19 protein-coding genes and 2 tRNA genes are annotated in these 16981 nt (G+C 64.8%); 6 read left to right on the forward strand and 15 right to left on the reverse strand.

From position 1 onward, the window contains the following. Nucleotides 1–116: 116 nt before the first annotated feature. Nucleotides 117–377 carry a pyocin activator PrtN family protein gene (locus tag QMZ16_RS02835; protein ID WP_022707770.1) on the forward strand — a complete coding sequence of 87 codons (261 nt, stop codon included), beginning with the start codon at nt 117–119 and terminating at the stop codon, nt 375–377. A gap of 275 nt (nt 378–652) precedes the next feature. On the opposite strand, the gene nqrF is transcribed toward QMZ16_RS02835, so the two are convergent. The 6 genes from nqrF to QMZ16_RS02865 are packed head-to-tail and all read right to left on the reverse strand — an operon-like array spanning nt 653 to nt 6508. After that, entirely contained in the window at nt 653–1876 is a 1224-nt protein-coding gene (nqrF, locus tag QMZ16_RS02840) for an NADH:ubiquinone reductase (Na(+)-transporting) subunit F (RefSeq protein WP_282602054.1), read from the reverse strand. A gap of 22 nt (nt 1877–1898) precedes the next feature. Then, the gene (nqrE, locus tag QMZ16_RS02845; RefSeq protein ID WP_022707772.1) at nt 1899–2507 is read right to left on the reverse strand and encodes an NADH:ubiquinone reductase (Na(+)-transporting) subunit E; all 609 of its coding nucleotides are present in this window, start codon (nt 2505–2507) and stop codon (nt 1899–1901) included. After that, nucleotides 2507–3160, reverse strand: coding sequence for an NADH:ubiquinone reductase (Na(+)-transporting) subunit D (locus QMZ16_RS02850; RefSeq protein ID WP_022707773.1), 654 nt, complete (start codon nt 3158–3160; stop codon nt 2507–2509). The genes nqrE and QMZ16_RS02850 overlap by 1 nt, the downstream gene beginning before the upstream one ends. Beyond that, nucleotides 3160–3969: a Na(+)-translocating NADH-quinone reductase subunit C gene (locus QMZ16_RS02855; RefSeq protein WP_022707774.1), complete on the reverse strand. Its 810-nt coding sequence runs from the start codon at nt 3967–3969 to the stop codon at nt 3160–3162. Before QMZ16_RS02855 ends, QMZ16_RS02850 begins: the two co-directional genes overlap by 1 nt. After that, nucleotides 3962–5161, reverse strand: a complete 1200-nt coding sequence (locus tag QMZ16_RS02860) for an NADH:ubiquinone reductase (Na(+)-transporting) subunit B (protein WP_282602055.1) — start codon at nt 5159–5161, stop codon at nt 3962–3964. The genes QMZ16_RS02855 and QMZ16_RS02860 overlap by 8 nt, the downstream gene beginning before the upstream one ends. 3 nt (nt 5162–5164) lie before the next feature. Beyond that, nucleotides 5165–6508 (reverse strand): Na(+)-translocating NADH-quinone reductase subunit A, encoded by a 1344-nt coding sequence (locus QMZ16_RS02865; protein WP_028725884.1) that lies wholly within the window; start codon nt 6506–6508, stop codon nt 5165–5167. 209 nt (nt 6509–6717) lie between these two features. Here QMZ16_RS02865 and QMZ16_RS02870 point away from each other — a divergent pair, with 209 nt between their 5' ends. Together QMZ16_RS02870 and nqrM are read left to right on the forward strand one after the other, a co-directional pair. Beyond that, a complete protein-coding gene (locus tag QMZ16_RS02870; RefSeq protein WP_282602056.1) occupies nt 6718–7707 on the forward strand; it encodes an FAD:protein FMN transferase in 990 nt (329 codons plus the stop codon). A gap of 32 nt (nt 7708–7739) precedes the next feature. Next, entirely contained in the window at nt 7740–7979 is a 240-nt protein-coding gene (gene nqrM, locus QMZ16_RS02875) for a (Na+)-NQR maturation NqrM (RefSeq protein WP_022707778.1), read from the forward strand. A gap of 11 nt (nt 7980–7990) precedes the next feature. Here the strand turns inward: nqrM and QMZ16_RS02880 are convergent, their stop codons facing one another. Then, nucleotides 7991–8170 carry a hypothetical protein gene (locus QMZ16_RS02880; protein WP_282602057.1) on the reverse strand — a complete coding sequence of 60 codons (180 nt, stop codon included), beginning with the start codon at nt 8168–8170 and terminating at the stop codon, nt 7991–7993. Between the two features lie 83 nt (nt 8171–8253). Here QMZ16_RS02880 and QMZ16_RS02885 point away from each other — a divergent pair, with 83 nt between their 5' ends. Further along, nucleotides 8254–8775 (forward strand): CBS domain-containing protein, encoded by a 522-nt coding sequence (locus QMZ16_RS02885; RefSeq protein ID WP_022707780.1) that lies wholly within the window; start codon nt 8254–8256, stop codon nt 8773–8775. Between the two features lie 19 nt (nt 8776–8794). Here QMZ16_RS02885 and QMZ16_RS02890 read toward each other — a convergent pair. The 8 genes from QMZ16_RS02890 to QMZ16_RS02925 all read right to left on the reverse strand — a co-directional run bounded on the left by QMZ16_RS02890 (nt 8795) and on the right by QMZ16_RS02925 (nt 15847). Then, a tRNA-Val gene (locus tag QMZ16_RS02890) sits at nt 8795–8869 on the reverse strand. 55 nt (nt 8870–8924) lie between these two features. Next, a complete protein-coding gene (locus QMZ16_RS02895; RefSeq protein WP_022707781.1) occupies nt 8925–9224 on the reverse strand; it encodes a hypothetical protein in 300 nt (99 codons plus the stop codon). Between the two features lie 89 nt (nt 9225–9313). After that, nucleotides 9314–10027, reverse strand: coding sequence for an arsenical resistance protein ArsH (gene arsH, locus QMZ16_RS02900; RefSeq protein WP_282602058.1), 714 nt, complete (start codon nt 10025–10027; stop codon nt 9314–9316). Continuing rightward, the gene (locus tag QMZ16_RS02905) at nt 10020–10439 is read right to left on the reverse strand and encodes an arsenate reductase family protein (protein ID WP_282602059.1); all 420 of its coding nucleotides are present in this window, start codon (nt 10437–10439) and stop codon (nt 10020–10022) included. Before QMZ16_RS02905 ends, arsH begins: the two co-directional genes overlap by 8 nt. Then, the gene (gene arsB, locus QMZ16_RS02910; protein ID WP_282602060.1) at nt 10436–11488 is read right to left on the reverse strand and encodes an ACR3 family arsenite efflux transporter; all 1053 of its coding nucleotides are present in this window, start codon (nt 11486–11488) and stop codon (nt 10436–10438) included. Before arsB ends, QMZ16_RS02905 begins: the two co-directional genes overlap by 4 nt. 36 nt (nt 11489–11524) lie before the next feature. Beyond that, nucleotides 11525–11857, reverse strand: a complete 333-nt coding sequence (locus QMZ16_RS02915) for a helix-turn-helix domain-containing protein (RefSeq protein WP_282602061.1) — start codon at nt 11855–11857, stop codon at nt 11525–11527. 95 nt (nt 11858–11952) lie between these two features. After that, on the reverse strand, nt 11953–14370 hold the full coding sequence (gene lon / locus QMZ16_RS02920; RefSeq protein ID WP_282602062.1) for an endopeptidase La: 2418 nt from the start codon (nt 14368–14370) through the stop codon (nt 11953–11955). A gap of 124 nt (nt 14371–14494) precedes the next feature. Next, entirely contained in the window at nt 14495–15847 is a 1353-nt protein-coding gene (locus QMZ16_RS02925; RefSeq protein ID WP_022707787.1) for an ATP-binding protein, read from the reverse strand. Between the two features lie 35 nt (nt 15848–15882). Here QMZ16_RS02925 and QMZ16_RS02930 point away from each other — a divergent pair, with 35 nt between their 5' ends. Together QMZ16_RS02930 and QMZ16_RS02935 are read left to right on the forward strand one after the other, a co-directional pair. Further along, nucleotides 15883–16746, forward strand: a complete 864-nt coding sequence (locus QMZ16_RS02930; RefSeq protein WP_282602063.1) for an MBL fold metallo-hydrolase — start codon at nt 15883–15885, stop codon at nt 16744–16746. Between the two features lie 60 nt (nt 16747–16806). Continuing rightward, nucleotides 16807–16881 (forward strand) — tRNA-Asn (locus QMZ16_RS02935). The last annotated feature ends 100 nt before the right edge of the window (nt 16882–16981 follow it).

Raw genomic sequence — 16981 nt, forward strand, 5'->3', positions numbered from 1 at the left:
GAGGGTCTTTCTGTCCGCCGTCGCTCTCGCCGCAACTGTCATCTTCTGGCTTTGAAAATTAACGAGTCTGGAGCCTAGGACCCTCGCCTTTTTTTGTTCCAGAGAAAGGATATTGAATGGATACACTTTGGATGCTGACCGGACGCTATCGGGGCCTTCCCCTGGTTCCGGTCGAACGTGTGGTGGAAGACTTCTTCCCCCACCTAAACCGAACTAATTTCTTGCGGAAGGTCACTGACGGTCACATCGCCCTGCCCTTGGTGAACGTCGAAGCTTCGCAGAAGTCAGCCAAGGCGATTCACCTCACCGATCTGGCGTCCTACTTGGACGCCAGACACGCAGAGGCGAAGCGCGACTTCGATCATTTTCACAACTAACGAAACCGACAGTATGACTAAATTGTATGATTCTAAAATTCATTATATACTAGATATTTGTAAAAAATAGTATTTTCTACTTATCCGTCCAGTCCAACATCGGCGCCACCGACAGGCGGGCGTGATCCTGCAGCTTCATCTTCGAACACCTTCGCGAATGACCGCGCCGGGCGGCCCGGCGACACAGAGGAAGCAGGTCATATAGTCGAACTTCGCCCCCGCGTGAACCGCAGGGGCGCAAAAGAAGACGGGGGCCGAAGCCCCCGTTTTCCGTATCAGCCGCCGAAATCGTCCAGCATGATATCCTCGCGGTCGACGCCAAGCTCGAGGAGCATGTTGATGACCGACTGGTTCATGATGGGGGGACCGCACATGTAGTATTCGCAATCCTCGGGGTTCGGGTGATCCTTGAGGTATTCCTCGTAGAGGACGTTGTGGATGAAGCCGGTGAAGCCCTTCCAGTCGTCCTCGGGCAGCGCGTCCGACAAGGCGACATGCCATTCGAAGTTCGGGAACTGGGCGGCCAGCTCGTCGAAATCCTCGACAAAGAACATCTCGCGCTTGGAACGTGCGCCGTACCAGAAGGTGATCTTGCGGTCGCGGTTCTCGAGGCGCTTGAGCTGGTCGAAGATGTGGCTGCGCATGGGCGCCATGCCCGCGCCGCCGCCGATGAAGACCATCTCCTTCTTGGTCTCGCGGGCGAAGAATTCGCCGAACGGACCCGAGATGGTGACCTTGTCGCCCGGCTTCAGGTTGAAGATGTAGGACGACATCTTGCCCGGCGGGATGCCCTGCGAACCCGGCGGGGGCGAGGCGACGCGGACGTTGAGCATGATGATGCCCTTCTCGTCTGGATAGTTCGCCATCGAATACGCGCGCTCGATCGGCTCGTCGACCTGGCTCTCGTATTGCCACAGGTTGAACTTGTCCCAGTCCTCGCGGTACTCGGCATCCACGTCGAAATCCTTGTAGGACAGCTTGTGGGCCGGGGCCTCGATCTGGATGTAGCCGCCCGCGCGGAACTTCACGTCCTCGCCCTCGGGCAGCTTCAGGACCAGCGCCTTGATGAAGGTCGCGACGTTGTCGTTGGAAATGACCTCGCATTCCCATTTCTTGACGCCGAACACCTCTTCGGGGACTTCGATCTGCATGTCCTGCTTGACCGCGACCTGGCAGGACAGGCGGTCGCCGCATGCGGCCTCGCGCTTGGTGATGTGGCTTTCCTCGGTCGGCAGGATCGACCCGCCGCCTTCGTGGACGCGCACGCGGCACTGCGCGCAGGTGCCGCCGCCGCCGCAGGCCGAGGGCACGAACAGCTTCTGTTCGGCCAGCGTCTGCAGCAGCTTGCCACCGGCGGGGACCGAGATGGTCTTCTCGCCGTTGATGGTGATGTTGACGTTGCCCGAGGACACCAGCCGCGACCGCGCGGCAAGGATGATCGTGACCAGCGCGATCACGATCAGGGTGAACAGGATGACGCCGAGGCTGAAGGTTTCCATGTCTTGCTGACCCCTTCCGCGTTCAGAGTTTCACGCCGCTGAAGGACATGAAGGCAAGCGCCATCAGACCCGCGGTGATGAAGGTGATGCCCAGGCCCTGCAGGCCGTCGGGAATGTCCGAATATTTCAGCTTCTCGCGCACGCCGGCCATCGCGGTGATCGCCAGTGCCCAGCCGAAGCCGGACGAGACGCCGTAGGTCACGCTTTCCGAGAAGTTGTAGCCGCGCTCGACCATGAACAGCGAACCGCCCAGGATGGCGCAGTTCACCGTGATCAGCGGCAGGAACACCCCGAGCGCGTTGTAGAGCGGCGGGAAGTACTTATCGAGAACCATCTCCAGGATCTGAACCAGCGCCGCGATGACGCCGATATAGGAGATCAGCCCGAGGAAGGTCAGGTCGATATCGGGGAAGCCCGCCCATGCCAGCGCGCCGGGCGCCAGCAGCTGGGTCAGGATCAGGTTGTTCGCCGGCACGGTGATCGCCTGCACGATCATCACCGACACGCCAAGCCCGATCGCCGTCGAGATCTTCTTCGACACCGCGATGAAGGTGCACATGCCCAGGAAGAAGGACAGCGCGAGGTTCTCGACGAAGACCGCCTTGACGGCGAGAGAGATCAAACCCTCCATCAGTGGGCCTCCACGGTCTGGATCTTGTACTGGCGCTCTTCGACCTGGCCGGGTTTCCAGGCGCGGATGGCCCAGATCAGCAGGCCGATCACGAAGAAGGCCGAAGGCGGCAGCAGCAGCAGGCCGTTCGGGACGTACCAGCCGCCGTTGTTGACGGTTTCCATGATGGTGATGCCGAACAGCGACCCCGAGCCGAACAGCTCGCGGATGACGCCGACGGTCATCAGGATCAGGCCATAGCCCAGCCCGTTGCCGACACCGTCGATGAAGCTGTCGATGGGCGGGTTCTTCATGGCGAATGCCTCGGCGCGGCCCATCACGATGCAGTTCGTGATGATCAGGCCGACGAAGACCGACAGGGTCTTCGAGATCTCGAAGGCATAGGCCTTGAGGACCTGGTCGACCAGGATCACCAGCGACGCGATGATGACCATCTGCACGATGATCCGGATGGAACCCGGGATGTGGTTGCGCAGCATCGAGATGAACATCGACGAGAACGCCGTCACCAGCGTCACCGCGATGGCCATGACCAGCGCGACCTTCAGCGAGGAGGTGACCGCCAGCGCCGAACAGATGCCGAGGACCTGAAGCGTGATCGGGTTGTTGTCGATCAGCGGGTCCACGAGTTGCGATCTACGTGTCTGGGCCATCAGATCTCTCCTGCCTTGAGCCGTTCGAGGAAGGGACCGAAGGCTTCTTCGCCCATCCAGAAGCGTACCAGGTTGTCCACGCCGCGCGAGGTCAGGGTCGCCCCCGAAAGCGCGTCGATGTAATAGTCGCGGCCCGCCGCGGGCGGTGCCTTATCCACGGTGATCTGCAGCGTGCCGTCCTCGTCACGCAGCTTCTTGCCGTTCCACAGCGCCTTCCAGCGGGGGTTGTCCACCTCGGCGCCCAGGCCCGGCGTCTCGCCGTGCTGATAGAACTGCAGGCCGAAGATGTCGTTGCCGTTCGCCTCGAGCGCGATGAAGCCATAGAGCGTCGACCACAGGCCATAGCCCTCGATCGGCAGGATGACCTTGTCGATCCCGCCCGCATCGTCGCGCAGCAGATAGACCATCTGGTAGGCCAGCATCTGGCCGCCCAGGCCCGCCGGATCCTCGTCCAGCGCGCGGATCAGGGCCGGGTCCTCGGACGCGGCCAGATCGGTATAGGTCTCGATGTCGTAGCGGTCGGTGAACTCGCCCGTCTCCAGCTCGACCACGTGCGGCTCGAACGCCTCGAAGGCCTGGGCCACGTCGGTGCCGGGCTCGTAGATGCCCGCCACCTCGAGGATGTTGATCTGCTTGTCGCGCTGGCTGTTGGCCTGCTGCACGGGGCGCAGGGTCACGGCCGCCGCCGACACGATCATCGAGGCGACGAGGCAGAGCGAGGTCGCGACCACCACGGTCTTGGTGATCGAATCCGCCGGAAGGTCGAGAAAGCGGCCGAGGGGGCCCTTCTTCTGGTTCTCGTCAGGCATTGCGCTTGGCCCTCCGTTTGATGTTGGCCTGCACGACGAAGTGGTCGATCAGCGGCGCGAAGACGTTCCCGAACAGGATCGCCAGCATCATGCCTTCCGGGAAGGCCGGGTTGATGACGCGGATCATCACGACCATGAAGCCGATCAGCGCGCCATAGATCCAGCGGCCCGCATTCGTGTGGCTGGCCGAGACCGGTTCGGTGACCATGAAGGCCAGACCGAAGGCATAGCCGCCGACGACCAGGTGCCAGTGCCAGGGCATGGCGAACATCGGGTTCGTGTCCGAACCGATGAAGTTCAGCAGCGTCGAGAAGCCGATCATTCCCAGCAGGCAGCCCGCGATCAGGCGCCAGTTGGCGATGCGGGTGGTCAGCAGGAACGCCAGGCCGATCAGCGCCGCCAGCGTCGAGGTTTCCCCGATGCAGCCCTGGATCGTGCCGATGAAGGCGTCCATCCAGGTGATGCCGCGTTCGGGCAGCGCCTGGTAGCCGTCGGTCGCGCCGATCGCCAGCGCCGTCGCCCCCGAGAAGCCGTCGACCGGCGTCCAGATCGTGTCGCCCGACATCTGCGCGGGATAGGCGAAATACAGGAACGCCCGCCCGACCAGTGCCGGGTTGAGGAAGTTCTTGCCCGTGCCGCCGAAGACTTCCTTGCCGATCACGACGCCGAAGATGATGCCCAGTGCGACCTGCCACAGCGGCGCCGAGGCCGGAAGGATCAGCGCGTACAGCATCGAGGACACGAGGAAGCCCTCGTTGACCTCGTGGCCGCGCACGACCGCGAAGATGACCTCGAAGATGCCGCCCGCGATCAGCGTCACGATGTAGATGGGCAGGAAATACAGCAGCCCGTGCAGCATGTTGGCCAGCGGGTTGGCCGGGTTGAACCCGATGCCCAGGGATTCGATGATCCAGGCCCGCCAGCCCGATGCGCCGTATTCGGCGATCGCCATGTTGGTCTGCAGGCCGGTATTGTACAGGCCGAACAGGATGCATGGGATCGTCGCGATGACCACGTAGGTCATGATCCGCTTCATGTCGATATACGAGCGGGCATGCGGCGCGACGGTGGTGACCGTCTTGGGCGTATAGATGAAGCTTTCGACCATCTCGTAGATGGGGAAGTACTTCTCGTACTTGCCGCCGCGGGTGAACTGCGGCTCGATCCGGTCGAAGAATGTGCGGAGACCCACGACCTAGCCCTCCTTCTCGATCTTGGTAAGGCTGTCGCGCAGGGCGATGCCGTATTCGTATTTGGCCGGGCAGGCAAAGCCGCAGAGCCCGAGGTCTTCCTCGTCCAGCTCCAGCGCGCCAAGCGCCTGCGCCTGGTCGGTATCCATCACCAGCAGCGCCCGCAGAAGCTGCGTCGGCAGGAAGTCCTGCGGCATCAGCTTCTCGAACGTGCCGATCGGCACCATCGCGCGACGACCGCCATTCAGGTTCGACGTCAGCGGGAACAGCTTGTTCTTCAGCGCCGAACCCAGCACCGGCTGGAAGGCGTACTTGCTGAACATCGGGCGGATCCAGCCCATGGGGATCTGCTCGTGATCCTCCTTGATCAGCGTGATCTGGCGGGCATAGCGGCCCAGATAGGCCGTCGGACCGTCACCCATGCGACCCGACAGAATCGACCCCGAGATGACGCGGACTGGCTGGTCCGTGGCCAGATCCTCGGCGCAGAGATCGGTCATCGAGGCCCCGGCCAGCGTGCGCACAAGGCGCGGACGCGCCGAGAGCGGGCCGCCGATGGCCACGACGCGGGTGCTGTCGATGCGCCCGGTCTCCAGCAGGCGGCCGATGGCGATCACGTCGTGATAGCCGATGGTCCAGACCGTGCGGCTGTTCGACGGCGCATCGAGGAAATGCATGTGCGTGCCGGCAAGGCCCGCGGGGTGGGGCCCGTCGAATCCCGCGACGACGACGCCGGGGATCTCGCCCTCGACGATTCGGTCCGAGGGACGCTGGCACAGATAGGTGTTCCCCTCGGTCAGCAGGGTGATCGCCTGCAGGCCGCGCCGAAATGCCGCAGCCCCGTCGGCGATGATCGTGGCCGCGTCGCCCGACAGCGGCTCGGTATCCATCGCGGTGACGAAGATCGCGGCGGGACGCGATTCGGGTTCGGGAACCTTGGAATAGGGACGCGTGCGGAACGAGGTCCACAGCCCCGAGGCGCAGAGACGCTCGGCCAGACCCTCGGCGGTGTCGGCATTGCCGATCCCCGAGAAGTCGACCGGCTCGGCCGCGCTGTCGTCGACCTCGATCTCGACACTGATCAGAACACGGCGCGCGCCGCGATTTATGGCCTTGATTCTGCCCGATACCGGCGCGGTGACCTGAACCTGGGGCGTGTCCTTGTGCGCCAGGATCGGCGCACCGGCGGCGACGATGTCGCCCTCCTGAACCGCGAGTCGAGGCTTCAGCCCGAGGTAGTCCTGCCCCAAGACGGCAACGGTGCGAACCGCTTGCGCGTTTTCGATTCCGCCCTCCGGAGCCCCCAGCACCGGGACATCGAGACCTTTTCTCAACGTATATTGCTGCACGTGGTTTCGTCCTGTCCTTTTCCCGGCAGCCTTATGCGCTTCATGGCCGCGTTATGGAAGTTCTTTACGGGGATTTTTCGACTTTAATGTTGTATCCGGGGCCAAAGATCGTCAGAACGCCCCCTGTCTCATGTCGAACATACGCCATCTTTCTGCGGAGATACCCCGTGACGACCGCCTTCAATCTTACTCGTCGTAGCTTCTTTGTCATGCCGATTGCCCTGGCAGCGTGCAAGAAGGGCTGGTCGGTTCTGGAAATGTCCGGCCTGACGATGGGCACCAGCTACAACATCGTGGCCGTGGATCACAGCCGCAACGTCGACCAGGCCGAACTCCAGGCCGCCATCGACAACAGCCTCGCGCTGGTCAATCGCCAGATGTCGAACTGGGATTCCGGTTCCGAGATCTCGATCTTCAACGCGGCCTCGACGCCGGGCAGCATGAAGGTCTCGGCCGATCTGGCCCATGTCATGCAAGCCGCGGCCGAAGTGAACGCCGCGACCGGCGGCAGCTTCGACGTCACCGTCGGGCCGCTGATCGACCTGTGGGGCTTCGGCGCGGGCCGGACCCGCAACGACATGCCCACGGATGCCGAGATCGCGCGCGCCATGGCATGCTGCGGCCAGTCCGACGCCCTGCGCGTCGAAGGCCAGCGCCTGCACAAGATGCGCCCCGAGGCCGAGGTCTATCTGTCGGCCATCGGCAAGGGTTACGGCGTCGACCGCGTCGCCAGCGTGATGTCCGATTTCGGCATCAAGGACTACATGGTCGAGATCGGCGGCGATCTCTATACCGCCGGGACCAACCCGGACGGCCAGGCATGGCGCGTGGGGATCGAGACACCCCAGAGCCACGACCGCGGCGTCCAGCAGGTCGTCGGCGTGTCCGGCATGGGCATGGCCACCTCGGGCGATTACCGCAACTTCTTCGACTACGAAGGCAAGCGCTACTCGCACATCATCGACGCGACCACCGGTCGCCCGGTCACCCACTCGACCGCGTCCGTCACCGTGATGACCGAGAACGCGATGCTGGCCGATGCATGGGCGACCGCCCTGCTGGTCCTTGGCACCGAGCGCGGCCTGCAGATCGCAAATGATCGTGACATGGCGGCGCTGTTCATTGATCGCTCCGGCCAGTCGGGCGACAATGGCTTCGCAACCACGGCAAGCGACCGCTTCAAGGCGCTGGCCGTCTAAGAACAACGCCAGCCAGGGAAAGGAGGATCGCGATGTCGACCTTCATCCTCGCCTTCGGTCTTCTGCTGTTCGTCATGCTGGGGATGGCGCTTGGCGTCATCTTCAGCGGGCGGACCATCAAGGGCAGCTGCGGTGGCCTGAACGCCATCGCCGATGCCGATCACTGCCTTGTCTGCAAGCAGGAGATTGACCCCGACAGCCCGCTGCGCGAGCGGCTGAACTGCCCCCGCGCACGCAAGATGCTGGAAGACATGGGTCAGGAAGCTTCCTGACCCCCCCTGCCTCACGCCGTCAGCGGCGTGAAGCCCAGCACCAGCAGCGCAACCGCTGCGACCGTTCCGAACAACCACAGCTTCCACGCCGGGCCTTCGGTTTTCCAGGTCCGGCGATAGGCGTATCCGGCAAGGCAGGCGATCACGAAGATGATCGTGGCGGTCACCGGTGTCAGCGTCATGTCGGGCAAGGCTTGGAACCTCCGAAACTTAATGCGTGTTTTGATAGGCTGATTGCATTAAGCTGAAGATGTATCAAGGGAGGGCCCAGCCGATGGTTGCGTCATACAAGCCTTACACCCGCGACGACGAAGGCCACGAGCCGACCCGAAGCCAGAGTGTCGATACCAACCTGTCGGCAGCCCAGGCGACCGTCCAGCACGTTCTGGACCAGAAGGGCACCGAGATCTTCTGGATCCAGCCCGACGACACCATCGCCACTGCCGTCACCGTGCTTCGCGACCGCAAGATCGGCGCCCTGCCCGTCCAGTCGCCTCAGGGCGAACTTGTGGGCATCCTGTCCGAACGCGACATCGTGCGCCGCCTGGCGGACACGCCCGGCCAGACCCTGCCCCAGAGCGTGGCCGACCTGATGACCGCCTCGCCCGAGACCTGCACCGCCGACGAGTCGCTGGTGAAGGTGCTTCGTCGCATGACCGACGGACGGTTCCGCCACCTGCCGGTGGTCGATCATGGCAACATGATCGGGATGATCTCGATCGGGGATGTCGTGAACTATCGCCTTCAGGCGCTGGAATACGAGGCGCTTCAGATCAAGCAGCTGATCGTCGGCTGAATTCGGCGCGAAGGGGGGATGGTGGGTGATGAGGGATTTGAACCCCCGACATCTTCGATGTGAACGAAGCGCTCTACCACTGAGCTAATCACCCGTGACGCGGCTTCTAGCGTCACCCGCCAGCCGTTGCAAGAGGCAGAAACGCCCGATCAGTTCTTTTCCTGTGCGGGCCTTCTCAGACGCAGGGTGATCACCTCGGCGCCGCGGGAATCGCGCTCCAGTGCGACCCGCCCCCGCCCGAGCGGCGGCACCGCCAGCGTCGACCCGGACGACAGGACATCCCCCAGTTGCGCCAGCGTGGCCTCGATGATGGGGCGGGCATCCCCGCGCTTGGCCCCCGTCGCGGCCAGAACCCTGTCGACGAAATCGCGCTTCTGCACCACCAGCGCGACATGGGGATCGGCAGCCCCCTTGCGCATCGGGTCCAGCATGTCTTCCCTTTCGGCCATTCCCGCCTCCTCGGAACAAGCATGGTTCCAGAGTAGCGAGAGAAGCCCTTGCGTCAATCTTTACGACGCAAGGGCTTGATTTTCGTCGGTCAGACCGCGCTTGTCTGGTTGACGCGCCGCGACAGCGCCTCGTGGCTCTCGACCCGCTCGGAATAGCGGTCGACAAGGTGATCCTTGATGTCCCGCGTCAGCAGGGTGAAGCGGACCAGTTCCTCCATGACATCGACGACCCGGTCGTAATAGGGCGAAGGCTTCATGCGCCCCGCATCGTCGAACTCGTTCCACGCCTTGGCGACCGAGGACTGGTTCGGGATCGTCAGCAGCCGCATCCACCGCCCGAGGATCCGCATCTGGTTCACGGTGTTGAAGCTCTGGCTGCCGCCGCAGACCTGCATGACGGCCAGCGTCTTGCCCTGCGTCGGGCGCACGCCGCCAAGCGACAGCGGGATCCAGTCGATCTGGTTCTTCATGACGCCCGTCATCGCCCCGTGCCGTTCGGGCGACGACCAGACCATGGCCTCGGACCAAGTCACCAGCTCGCGCAGCTCGGCCACCTTGGGGTGATCGTCGGCGGTCGCATCGGCCATCGGCAGGTCGCGCGGATCGAAGAACCGCGTTTCGGCCCCAAGGGCGTTCAGGATGCGGGCGGCCTCCTCGGCCGACAGCCGGGAAAAGCTGCGTTCGCGCAACGAGCCATAGAGCAGCAGGACACGCGGCGCATGGGTGCTGCGGGTCGCGGGAAACAGCGCCTCGGGATCGGGCGTGCGAAAGCTTGCGGGCGACAGGTTCGGCAGGTCAGTCAACGACTTCCCCCTTCTCGTTCAGGATCATCTGGCCGTCCTCCTTGAACAGCGGGCCCTCGGGGCGGCGGTCCAGAAGGGGCAGCACGGTTTCGGACGGGCGGCACAGCCGCACCCCCTTGGCCGAGGCGACGATGGGCCGGTTCACGAGGACCGGATGGTCCAGCATGGCAGACAGGATCGTGTCGTCATCGACCGCTTCGTCCAGCAGGCCCAGTTCGGCGGCGGGCGATCTGGTGATGCGCAGCGCCTCGCGCGGGGTCAGGCCGCCCGCGGCGAACAACGCCAGAAGCTGCGGGCGGGTCCAGCCCGTGTCCAGATAGGGGATGACGACCGGATCAGCGCCGGACGCCCGGATGATGGCCAGGACGTTGCGAGAGGTGCCGCAACCGGGATTGTGGTGAATGACGATCATTCCCGATCCCCCGTGAAGTTGCTGCGCGTCCGGTTGGCGAAGGCGACCAGCGTCAGCATGACCGGCACCTCGACCAGCACGCCGACGACCGTCGCCAGCGCCGCCCCCGAATTCAGCCCGAACAGGCTGATCGCCACCGCGACCGCCAGTTCGAAGAAGTTCGACGTCCCGATCATGGCGCAGGGGGCCGCGATCCGGTGCGGCACCCGCATCAGCCAGGCCGCCCCGTATCCAAGCGCGAAGATCAGATAGCTCTGGACCACGATCGGCACCGCGATAAGCAGGATCACCGTCGGGCGCGCCAGGATGACGCCACCCTGCAGCGCAAAGAGGATCGCCACCGTCACGATCAGCCCGATGATCGACCAAGGCTTGATGCGTTGGGAAAACGCCTCGATCGCCTGCTGGCTGCCCAGCATCCGGCGCGTCAGCAGCCCGGCGGCCAGCGGCAGTACGACATAGAGGATCGTCGCCAGCACCAGCGTCTGCCACGGGACCGAGATCTCGGTCGCGCCCAGCAGCAGCGCGACGATGGGCGCGAAGGCCACGACCATGATCAGGTCGTTCACCGAGACCTGCACCAGCGTATAGGTCGCGTCGCCCCGCGTCAGCTGCGACCAGACGAAGACCATCGCGGTGCAGGGTGCCGCGCCCAGCAGGATCAGGCCCGCGATATATTGCTGCGCATCCTCGGGGGCGATCCAGGGGGCGAAGACGTGATCGAAGAACAGCACGGCCAGCAGCGCCATGGTGAAGGGCTTGATCAGCCAGTTCACCGCCAGCGTGATCAGCAGCCCGCGCGGCTGTCGCGCGACCCCGGCGACCGCGCCGAAATCGACATTCACCATCATGGGATAGACCATCGCCCAGATCAGCACGGCGACGACCAGGTTGATCGAGGCGATCTCGGCGCCCGCGATGGCGCCGACGATGCCCGGTGCCACGGCACCCAGAGCGATGCCCCCTGTCATCGCCAGCGCGACCCACAGGGTCAGCCAGCGTTCGAACGGTCCGAGGGCCCCGCCCTCGTGTGCAGTCATGTCGGTCATCGGCAGCATGGCCCTTCGGTCAAGGATGTCGTTCGGTCAGCAATCGCACGCGATCTGGTCGAGGATCGGCTGGCACAACTCTGCCCGTCCCCCGCAACAGTCGCGCAACAGGAAGCCCAGCAGCGCGGCCATCGTCGCCATCTCGGCGAAATAGCGGATCGAGCGGCCCTCGCGCGTCGAACGCACCAGCCCTGCATGGGACAGCAGCGTCAGGTTGTTCGACAGCGTGTTCGGGCGGATCTGCAGCGCCTGCGCGATCTCGCCCGCAGCCATCCCTTCGGGGCCCGCCTGAACGAGGCAGCGGAACACGTCCAGCCGGATGTCATGTGCCAGGGCCGAAAGGGTGTCGAGGGCGCGATTCTTTTCCATATTTCATGTTTAATGGAAATGAAAAGCGGCAACAAGCCCATGAAAAACGCCCGCCGGTGTTCCGGCGGGCGCTTCGATGGTCATTTCGCAGGCGATCAGTGGGCGACGGCGCCGCCCGATCCCTTGCCCTCGTTCTGGCGCGCAAGGCGGGCAGCCTCGGCGGCTTCCTCGGCGGCCTCGTCCCATTCGACGGCGACCGGCATGCGGACCAGCGCGTGGCGCAGGACGTCGCGGACATGGCTGACCGGGATGATGGTCAGGCCTTCCTTCACGTTCTCGGGGATTTCCACCAGGTCCTTGGCGTTATCCTCGGGGATCAGCACGGTCTTGATGCCGCCGCGCAATGCGGCCAGCAGCTTCTCCTTCAGCCCGCCGATCGCCAGCACGTTGCCGCGCAGCGTGACCTCGCCGGTCATGGCGACGTCCTTGCGGACCGGAATGCCCGTCATCACCGACACGACCGAGGTCACCATCGCGATACCGGCCGAGGGCCCGTCCTTGGGCGTCGCGCCTTCGGGAACGTGGACATGAATGTCCCGCTTGTCGAATTCCGGCGGCTTGACCCCGATCTCGGGCGAGATCGAGCGCACGAAGCTGGAGGCCGCGTCGATCGATTCCTTCATCACGTCGCCCAGCTTGCCGGTGGTCTTCATGCGACCCTTGCCCGGCAGCTTCAGCGCCTCGATCTGCAGCAGGTCGCCCCCGACCGAGGTCCAGGCAAGGCCCGTCACCACGCCGACCTGATCCTCCTTCTCGGCCAGGCCATAGCGGAAGCGGCGGACGCCCAGGTATTCCTCGGCCTTCTCGGGCGTGACCTCGACGGACTTGACCTGGCCCTTCATGATCTCGGTCACGGCCTTGCGGGCCAGCTTGGCGATCTCGCGCTCCAGCGAACGGACGCCTGCCTCGCGGGTATAGTACCGGATGACATGGGTCAGAGCCTCGTCGGCGACGCTGAATTCGCCCTTGCGCAGGCCGTTGGCCTTGATCTGCTTGTCCAGCAGGTGACCGCGCGCGATCTCGCGCTTCTCGTCCTCGGTGTAACCCGACAGGCCGATCACCTCCATCCGGTCCAGCAGCGGCCCCGGCATGTTGTAGCTGTTGGCCGTGGTCACGAACATCACGTTCGACAGGTCGTATTCCACTTCCAGATAGTGGTCCACGAAGGTCGAGTTCTGTTCGGGATCCAGCACCTCCAGCATCGCCGAAGCCGGATCGCCACGGAAGTCCTGACCCATCTTGTCGATCTCGTCCAGAAGGATCAGCGGGTTCGTCGTCTTGGCCTTCTTCAGCGCCTGGATGATCTTGCCCGGCATCGAGCCGATATAGGTCCGGCGGTGGCCGCGGATCTCGGATTCGTCACGCACGCCACCAAGGCTGATGCGGATGAATTCGCGCCCCGTCGCCTTGGCGATCGAGCGGCCAAGCGAGGTCTTGCCCACGCCCGGAGGACCGACCAGCGTCAGGATCGGGCCCTTCAGTTTCTGGCTGCGCGCCTGCACGGCCAGATATTCGACGATGCGTTCCTTGACCTTGTCCAGACCATAGTGATCGGCGTCCAGAATGGCCTCGGCCTTGCCAAGGTCCTTCTTGGTGCGCGACTTCACGCCCCAGGGCAGCGCCAGCAGCCAGTCCAGATAGTTCCGGCTGACGGTCGCTTCCGCCGACATGGGCGACATGGATTTCAGCTTCTTCAGCTCGGCCTCGGCCTTTTCGCGGGCCTCCTTGCTGAACTTGGTCTTCTCGATCTTCTCTTCGAGCTCGTCCAGCTCGTTCTGGCCGTCCTCGCCGTCGCCAAGCTCCTTCTGAATGGCCTTCATCTGCTCATTCAGGTAGTACTCGCGCTGCGTCTTCTCCATCTGGGTCTTGACGCGCGACTTGATCTTCTTCTCGACCTGCAGGACCGACATCTCGCCCTGCATCTGTCCGAAGATCTTCTCCAGCCGCTCGGCGATGCTGAGCGTGTCCAGCAATTCCTGCTTGCGATCCAGATCGACGCCCAGATGGCCCGCGACCAGATCGGCCAGCTTGCCTGGCTCGGTCGTCTCGGACACGGTGGACACGACCTCGTCGGGGATGTTCTTGCGCACCTTCACGTAACGCTCGAATTCCTCCGAGACGGTGCGGACCAGCGCGACCACGGTGGATTCGTCGCCAAGGCTCTCTTCCAGGGTCTCGGCGGTCGCCTCGAAATGTTCGGGGTTCGGGACATAGCCGGTGATGGACACGCGCTCGCGCCCCTCGACCAGCACCTTCACGGTCCCGTCGGGCAGCTTCAGCAGCTGCAGAACGTTGGCCAGCACGCCCGTGCGATAGATGCCGTCCTCGGTCGGCTCATCGACCGAGGCGTCCTTCTGGGCCGCCAGCAGGATCGGGCTGTCCGATTCCATGACCGCTTCCAATGCGCGCACCGATTTGTCGCGCCCCACGAACAGCGGCACGATCATATGCGGGAACACGACGATGTCCCGAAGGGGCAGCACCGGGTAGGTCTGGGTGGTGAATTCCGTCATGTCAGTTCCTTTCTGCCCGAAGCCGTGGCCCCGTCATGGCAACGCACGGCCCCTGCTGGCAGTCAATCTAGGCCGCGCGGGGGGCGCGTTCAATGGGATGCCAAGAATCCGAGCTATCGTCCGATCAGCGCGGGATCACGATCTCGGCCCGCAGGCCGCCCAGCCGCGGGCCGCGCCCAAGGCGCAGCTGGCCGCCATGCGCGCGCGCCACGTCGCCCGCGATGGCCAGCCCCAGCCCCGCCCCCTGCGCGCTGTTGCGGTTGCGCGCGGGGTCCAGCCGCGTGAAGGGGCGCATCGCGGTCTCGATGCTGTCCTCGGGGATGCCGGGGCCGTCATCCTCGACCCCGATGCGCAGACTGCGCGGACCAAGCGCCACGTCCAGCTCGGCCCGCCTGCCATAGCGGACCGCGTTGCCTATGAGGTTCTCGATCGACCGGCGCAGCATGTCGGCGCGGAAGGTCGCAAGCCCCTCGGGATCGCCCTCGAAGCTGCGCAGCTCGACCGCCTGCCCCGCCCTCTGGGCATCCGCGACGATGGCGTCGATGAATTCGGCCACCTGCGCGGGCCGGGGCGGGCTTTCCTGCGCGTCGTCGCGGGCATAGTCGAGGAACCCGTCCACCATGCGGTTCATCTCGGCGATGTCGGCCTCCATCGCGGCGATCTCGTCGGGTTCGGGCGGCAGGTCCGGCGACAGGACCGACAGGCCCAGCCGCAGCCGCGTCAGGGGCGTGCGCAGATCATGGCTGATGCCCGACATCATCAGCTTGCGCTGCTCGTTCTGCCGTTCCAGCCGGTTGCGCATGTCGAGGAAAGCCGTGCCCGCGCTGCGGATCTCTACCGCGCCCTGGGGGCGATAGGCGACCATGCGGCCCTTGCCGTATTCCTCGGCGGCATGGGCCAGCCTGCGGATCGGGCGCAGCTGGTTGCGCAGGAAGATCGTCGCGATCCCCGTCATAAGAAGCGAGGTGAAGATCATCAGCACCAGCAGCTGGTGCGGATTGGACGCGCTGACCCGCCGGCGGTCGAAGCCCAGCTGATAGGTCCCGAAGGTCCCCTCCAGCGCCACCTCGACCCGCTTGTCGTTGCTGGCCAGATCGACCGAAACGATATTGGGCAGCCGCTCTCGCAGGACCTCGATCACGACGCGCCCCGAGAAGTCGTAGAACAGGCGGCTGTCGCGGGGGGCGGGATCGACCGGCAGGCGCAGCGTCACGCCCAGGGGGTCCGCGACCGACCGCCCCGCCACGCGCGCGGCCTGCGGCTCGGTCATGTACTGCATGCGCGACGACACGAAGGCCACCTCTCGGGCCATGCTGTCGGTCATCTGCCGCGTCACGCCGTCGAAATGGCGCTGCAGGAACATCACGCTGACCACCAGCGTGACGACCACGACCGGCAGGAACAGGATCAGCGCGGCCCGCGCATAGAGCCCGCGCGGCAAAAAGGTCTTGAGCGGCTTGTCGGCTGCAATCGCCATTGGCACCCCCGGTTCGGCGCGGCTAGGCTAGCGCGATGGACCAGCCCGTGAAAGAGCCGCTGCGCATCCTTGCGCCGAACCCCTCGCCCCTGACCGGGCCGGGAACCACGACCTTCCTGATCGGGCGGGATCACGTCGCGGTCATCGACCCCGGCCCCGACGATCCCGACCATATCGAGGCGGTGGCCCGCGCGGGCCGCGACCGGATCGGGCATATCCTGGTGACGCATGCCCATCGCGACCACAGCGCGGGCGCGGCCCGGCTGGCGCGACTGACCGGGGCCGAGGTCCTGGCCTTCGGCACCGCGACCGAGGGACGCTCGCCCGTGATGCAGCGCCTTGCGGCGACCGGGCTTCTCAGCGGCGGCGAGGGGCTGGACGAGGAGTTCGTTCCCGACCGTCGCCTGCGCGACGGAGAACAGGTCAGCACCCCCGACTGGACGCTGACCGCGCTGCACATGCCCGGCCACGCGGCGGGGCATCTGTGCTTCGCCTGGGGCGACACGGTCTTCTGCGGCGACCTGGTGATGGGCTGGTCGTCGACGCTGATCTCTCCGCCGGACGGCGATCTGGGCGATTATTTCCGCTCGCTCGACCGGCTGGGGCAGATGGGCGCGCGGCGGTTGCTGCCGACCCATGGCGACGCGATCGAAGCCCCTGCCCCGCGCCTGGCCGAGCTGGCCCGCCACCGCCGCCTGCGCAGTCGCCAGATCATCGCGGCCCTGCGCGAGGGCGGCGATTCCGCCGAGGGCCTCGCGCGGCGCATCTACGACATTCCCGACCACCTTCTTCCCGCGGCCGAGCGCAACGTGCTGGCCCATCTGATCGCGCTGCACCATGTCGGAGCCGTTGAAACGCAAGGGGAAATCGCCCGCGACAGTTTTTTTGCGATGTCGTGAAAAAACTGTCGCACCCCCTCTGGACAGCCCCGGCCACTATGGCTATACCCCGCCTCGTGTTCCGGCGTAGCTCAGCGGTAGAGCAGTTGACTGTTAATCAATTGGTCGTAGGTTCGATCCCTACCGCCGGAGCCAATTTCCAGAAATGGATCAGCTACGACAAAGGCCGTCCCTCGGGGGCGGCCTTTGTCGTAGCTGCAGGCTGTTCGCGTATCCGGCACGGAGCCGCGCATAT

This window comes from Paracoccus sp. PARArs4, assembly GCF_947311865.1.
Classification (GTDB): Bacteria; Pseudomonadota; Alphaproteobacteria; order Rhodobacterales; family Rhodobacteraceae; genus Paracoccus; species Paracoccus zeaxanthinifaciens.

Bases quoted from the DNA above. Each gene is read 5' to 3' on its own strand.
- QMZ16_RS02835 (WP_022707770.1), top strand. From the start codon at position 117: ATGGATACACTTTGGATGCTGACCGGACGCTATCGGGGCCTTCCCCTG.
- nqrF (WP_282602054.1), bottom strand. From the start codon at position 1,876: ATGGAAACCTTCAGCCTCGGCGTCATCCTGTTCACCCTGATCGTGATC.
- nqrE (WP_022707772.1), bottom strand. From the start codon at position 2,507: ATGGAGGGTTTGATCTCTCTCGCCGTCAAGGCGGTCTTCGTCGAGAAC.
- QMZ16_RS02850 (WP_022707773.1), bottom strand. From the start codon at position 3,160: ATGGCCCAGACACGTAGATCGCAACTCGTGGACCCGCTGATCGACAAC.
- QMZ16_RS02855 (WP_022707774.1), bottom strand. From the start codon at position 3,969: ATGCCTGACGAGAACCAGAAGAAGGGCCCCCTCGGCCGCTTTCTCGAC.
- QMZ16_RS02870 (WP_282602056.1), top strand. From the start codon at position 6,718: ATGCCGATTGCCCTGGCAGCGTGCAAGAAGGGCTGGTCGGTTCTGGAA.
- nqrM (WP_022707778.1), top strand. From the start codon at position 7,740: ATGTCGACCTTCATCCTCGCCTTCGGTCTTCTGCTGTTCGTCATGCTG.
- QMZ16_RS02885 (WP_022707780.1), top strand. From the start codon at position 8,254: ATGGTTGCGTCATACAAGCCTTACACCCGCGACGACGAAGGCCACGAG.
- QMZ16_RS02895 (WP_022707781.1), bottom strand. From the start codon at position 9,224: ATGGCCGAAAGGGAAGACATGCTGGACCCGATGCGCAAGGGGGCTGCC.
- QMZ16_RS02905 (WP_282602059.1), bottom strand. From the start codon at position 10,439: ATGATCGTCATTCACCACAATCCCGGTTGCGGCACCTCTCGCAACGTC.
- arsB (WP_282602060.1), bottom strand. From the start codon at position 11,488: ATGACCGACATGACTGCACACGAGGGCGGGGCCCTCGGACCGTTCGAA.
- QMZ16_RS02915 (WP_282602061.1), bottom strand. From the start codon at position 11,857: ATGGAAAAGAATCGCGCCCTCGACACCCTTTCGGCCCTGGCACATGAC.
- lon (WP_282602062.1), bottom strand. From the start codon at position 14,370: ATGACGGAATTCACCACCCAGACCTACCCGGTGCTGCCCCTTCGGGAC.
- QMZ16_RS02925 (WP_022707787.1), bottom strand. From the start codon at position 15,847: ATGGCGATTGCAGCCGACAAGCCGCTCAAGACCTTTTTGCCGCGCGGG.
- QMZ16_RS02930 (WP_282602063.1), top strand. From the start codon at position 15,883: ATGGACCAGCCCGTGAAAGAGCCGCTGCGCATCCTTGCGCCGAACCCC.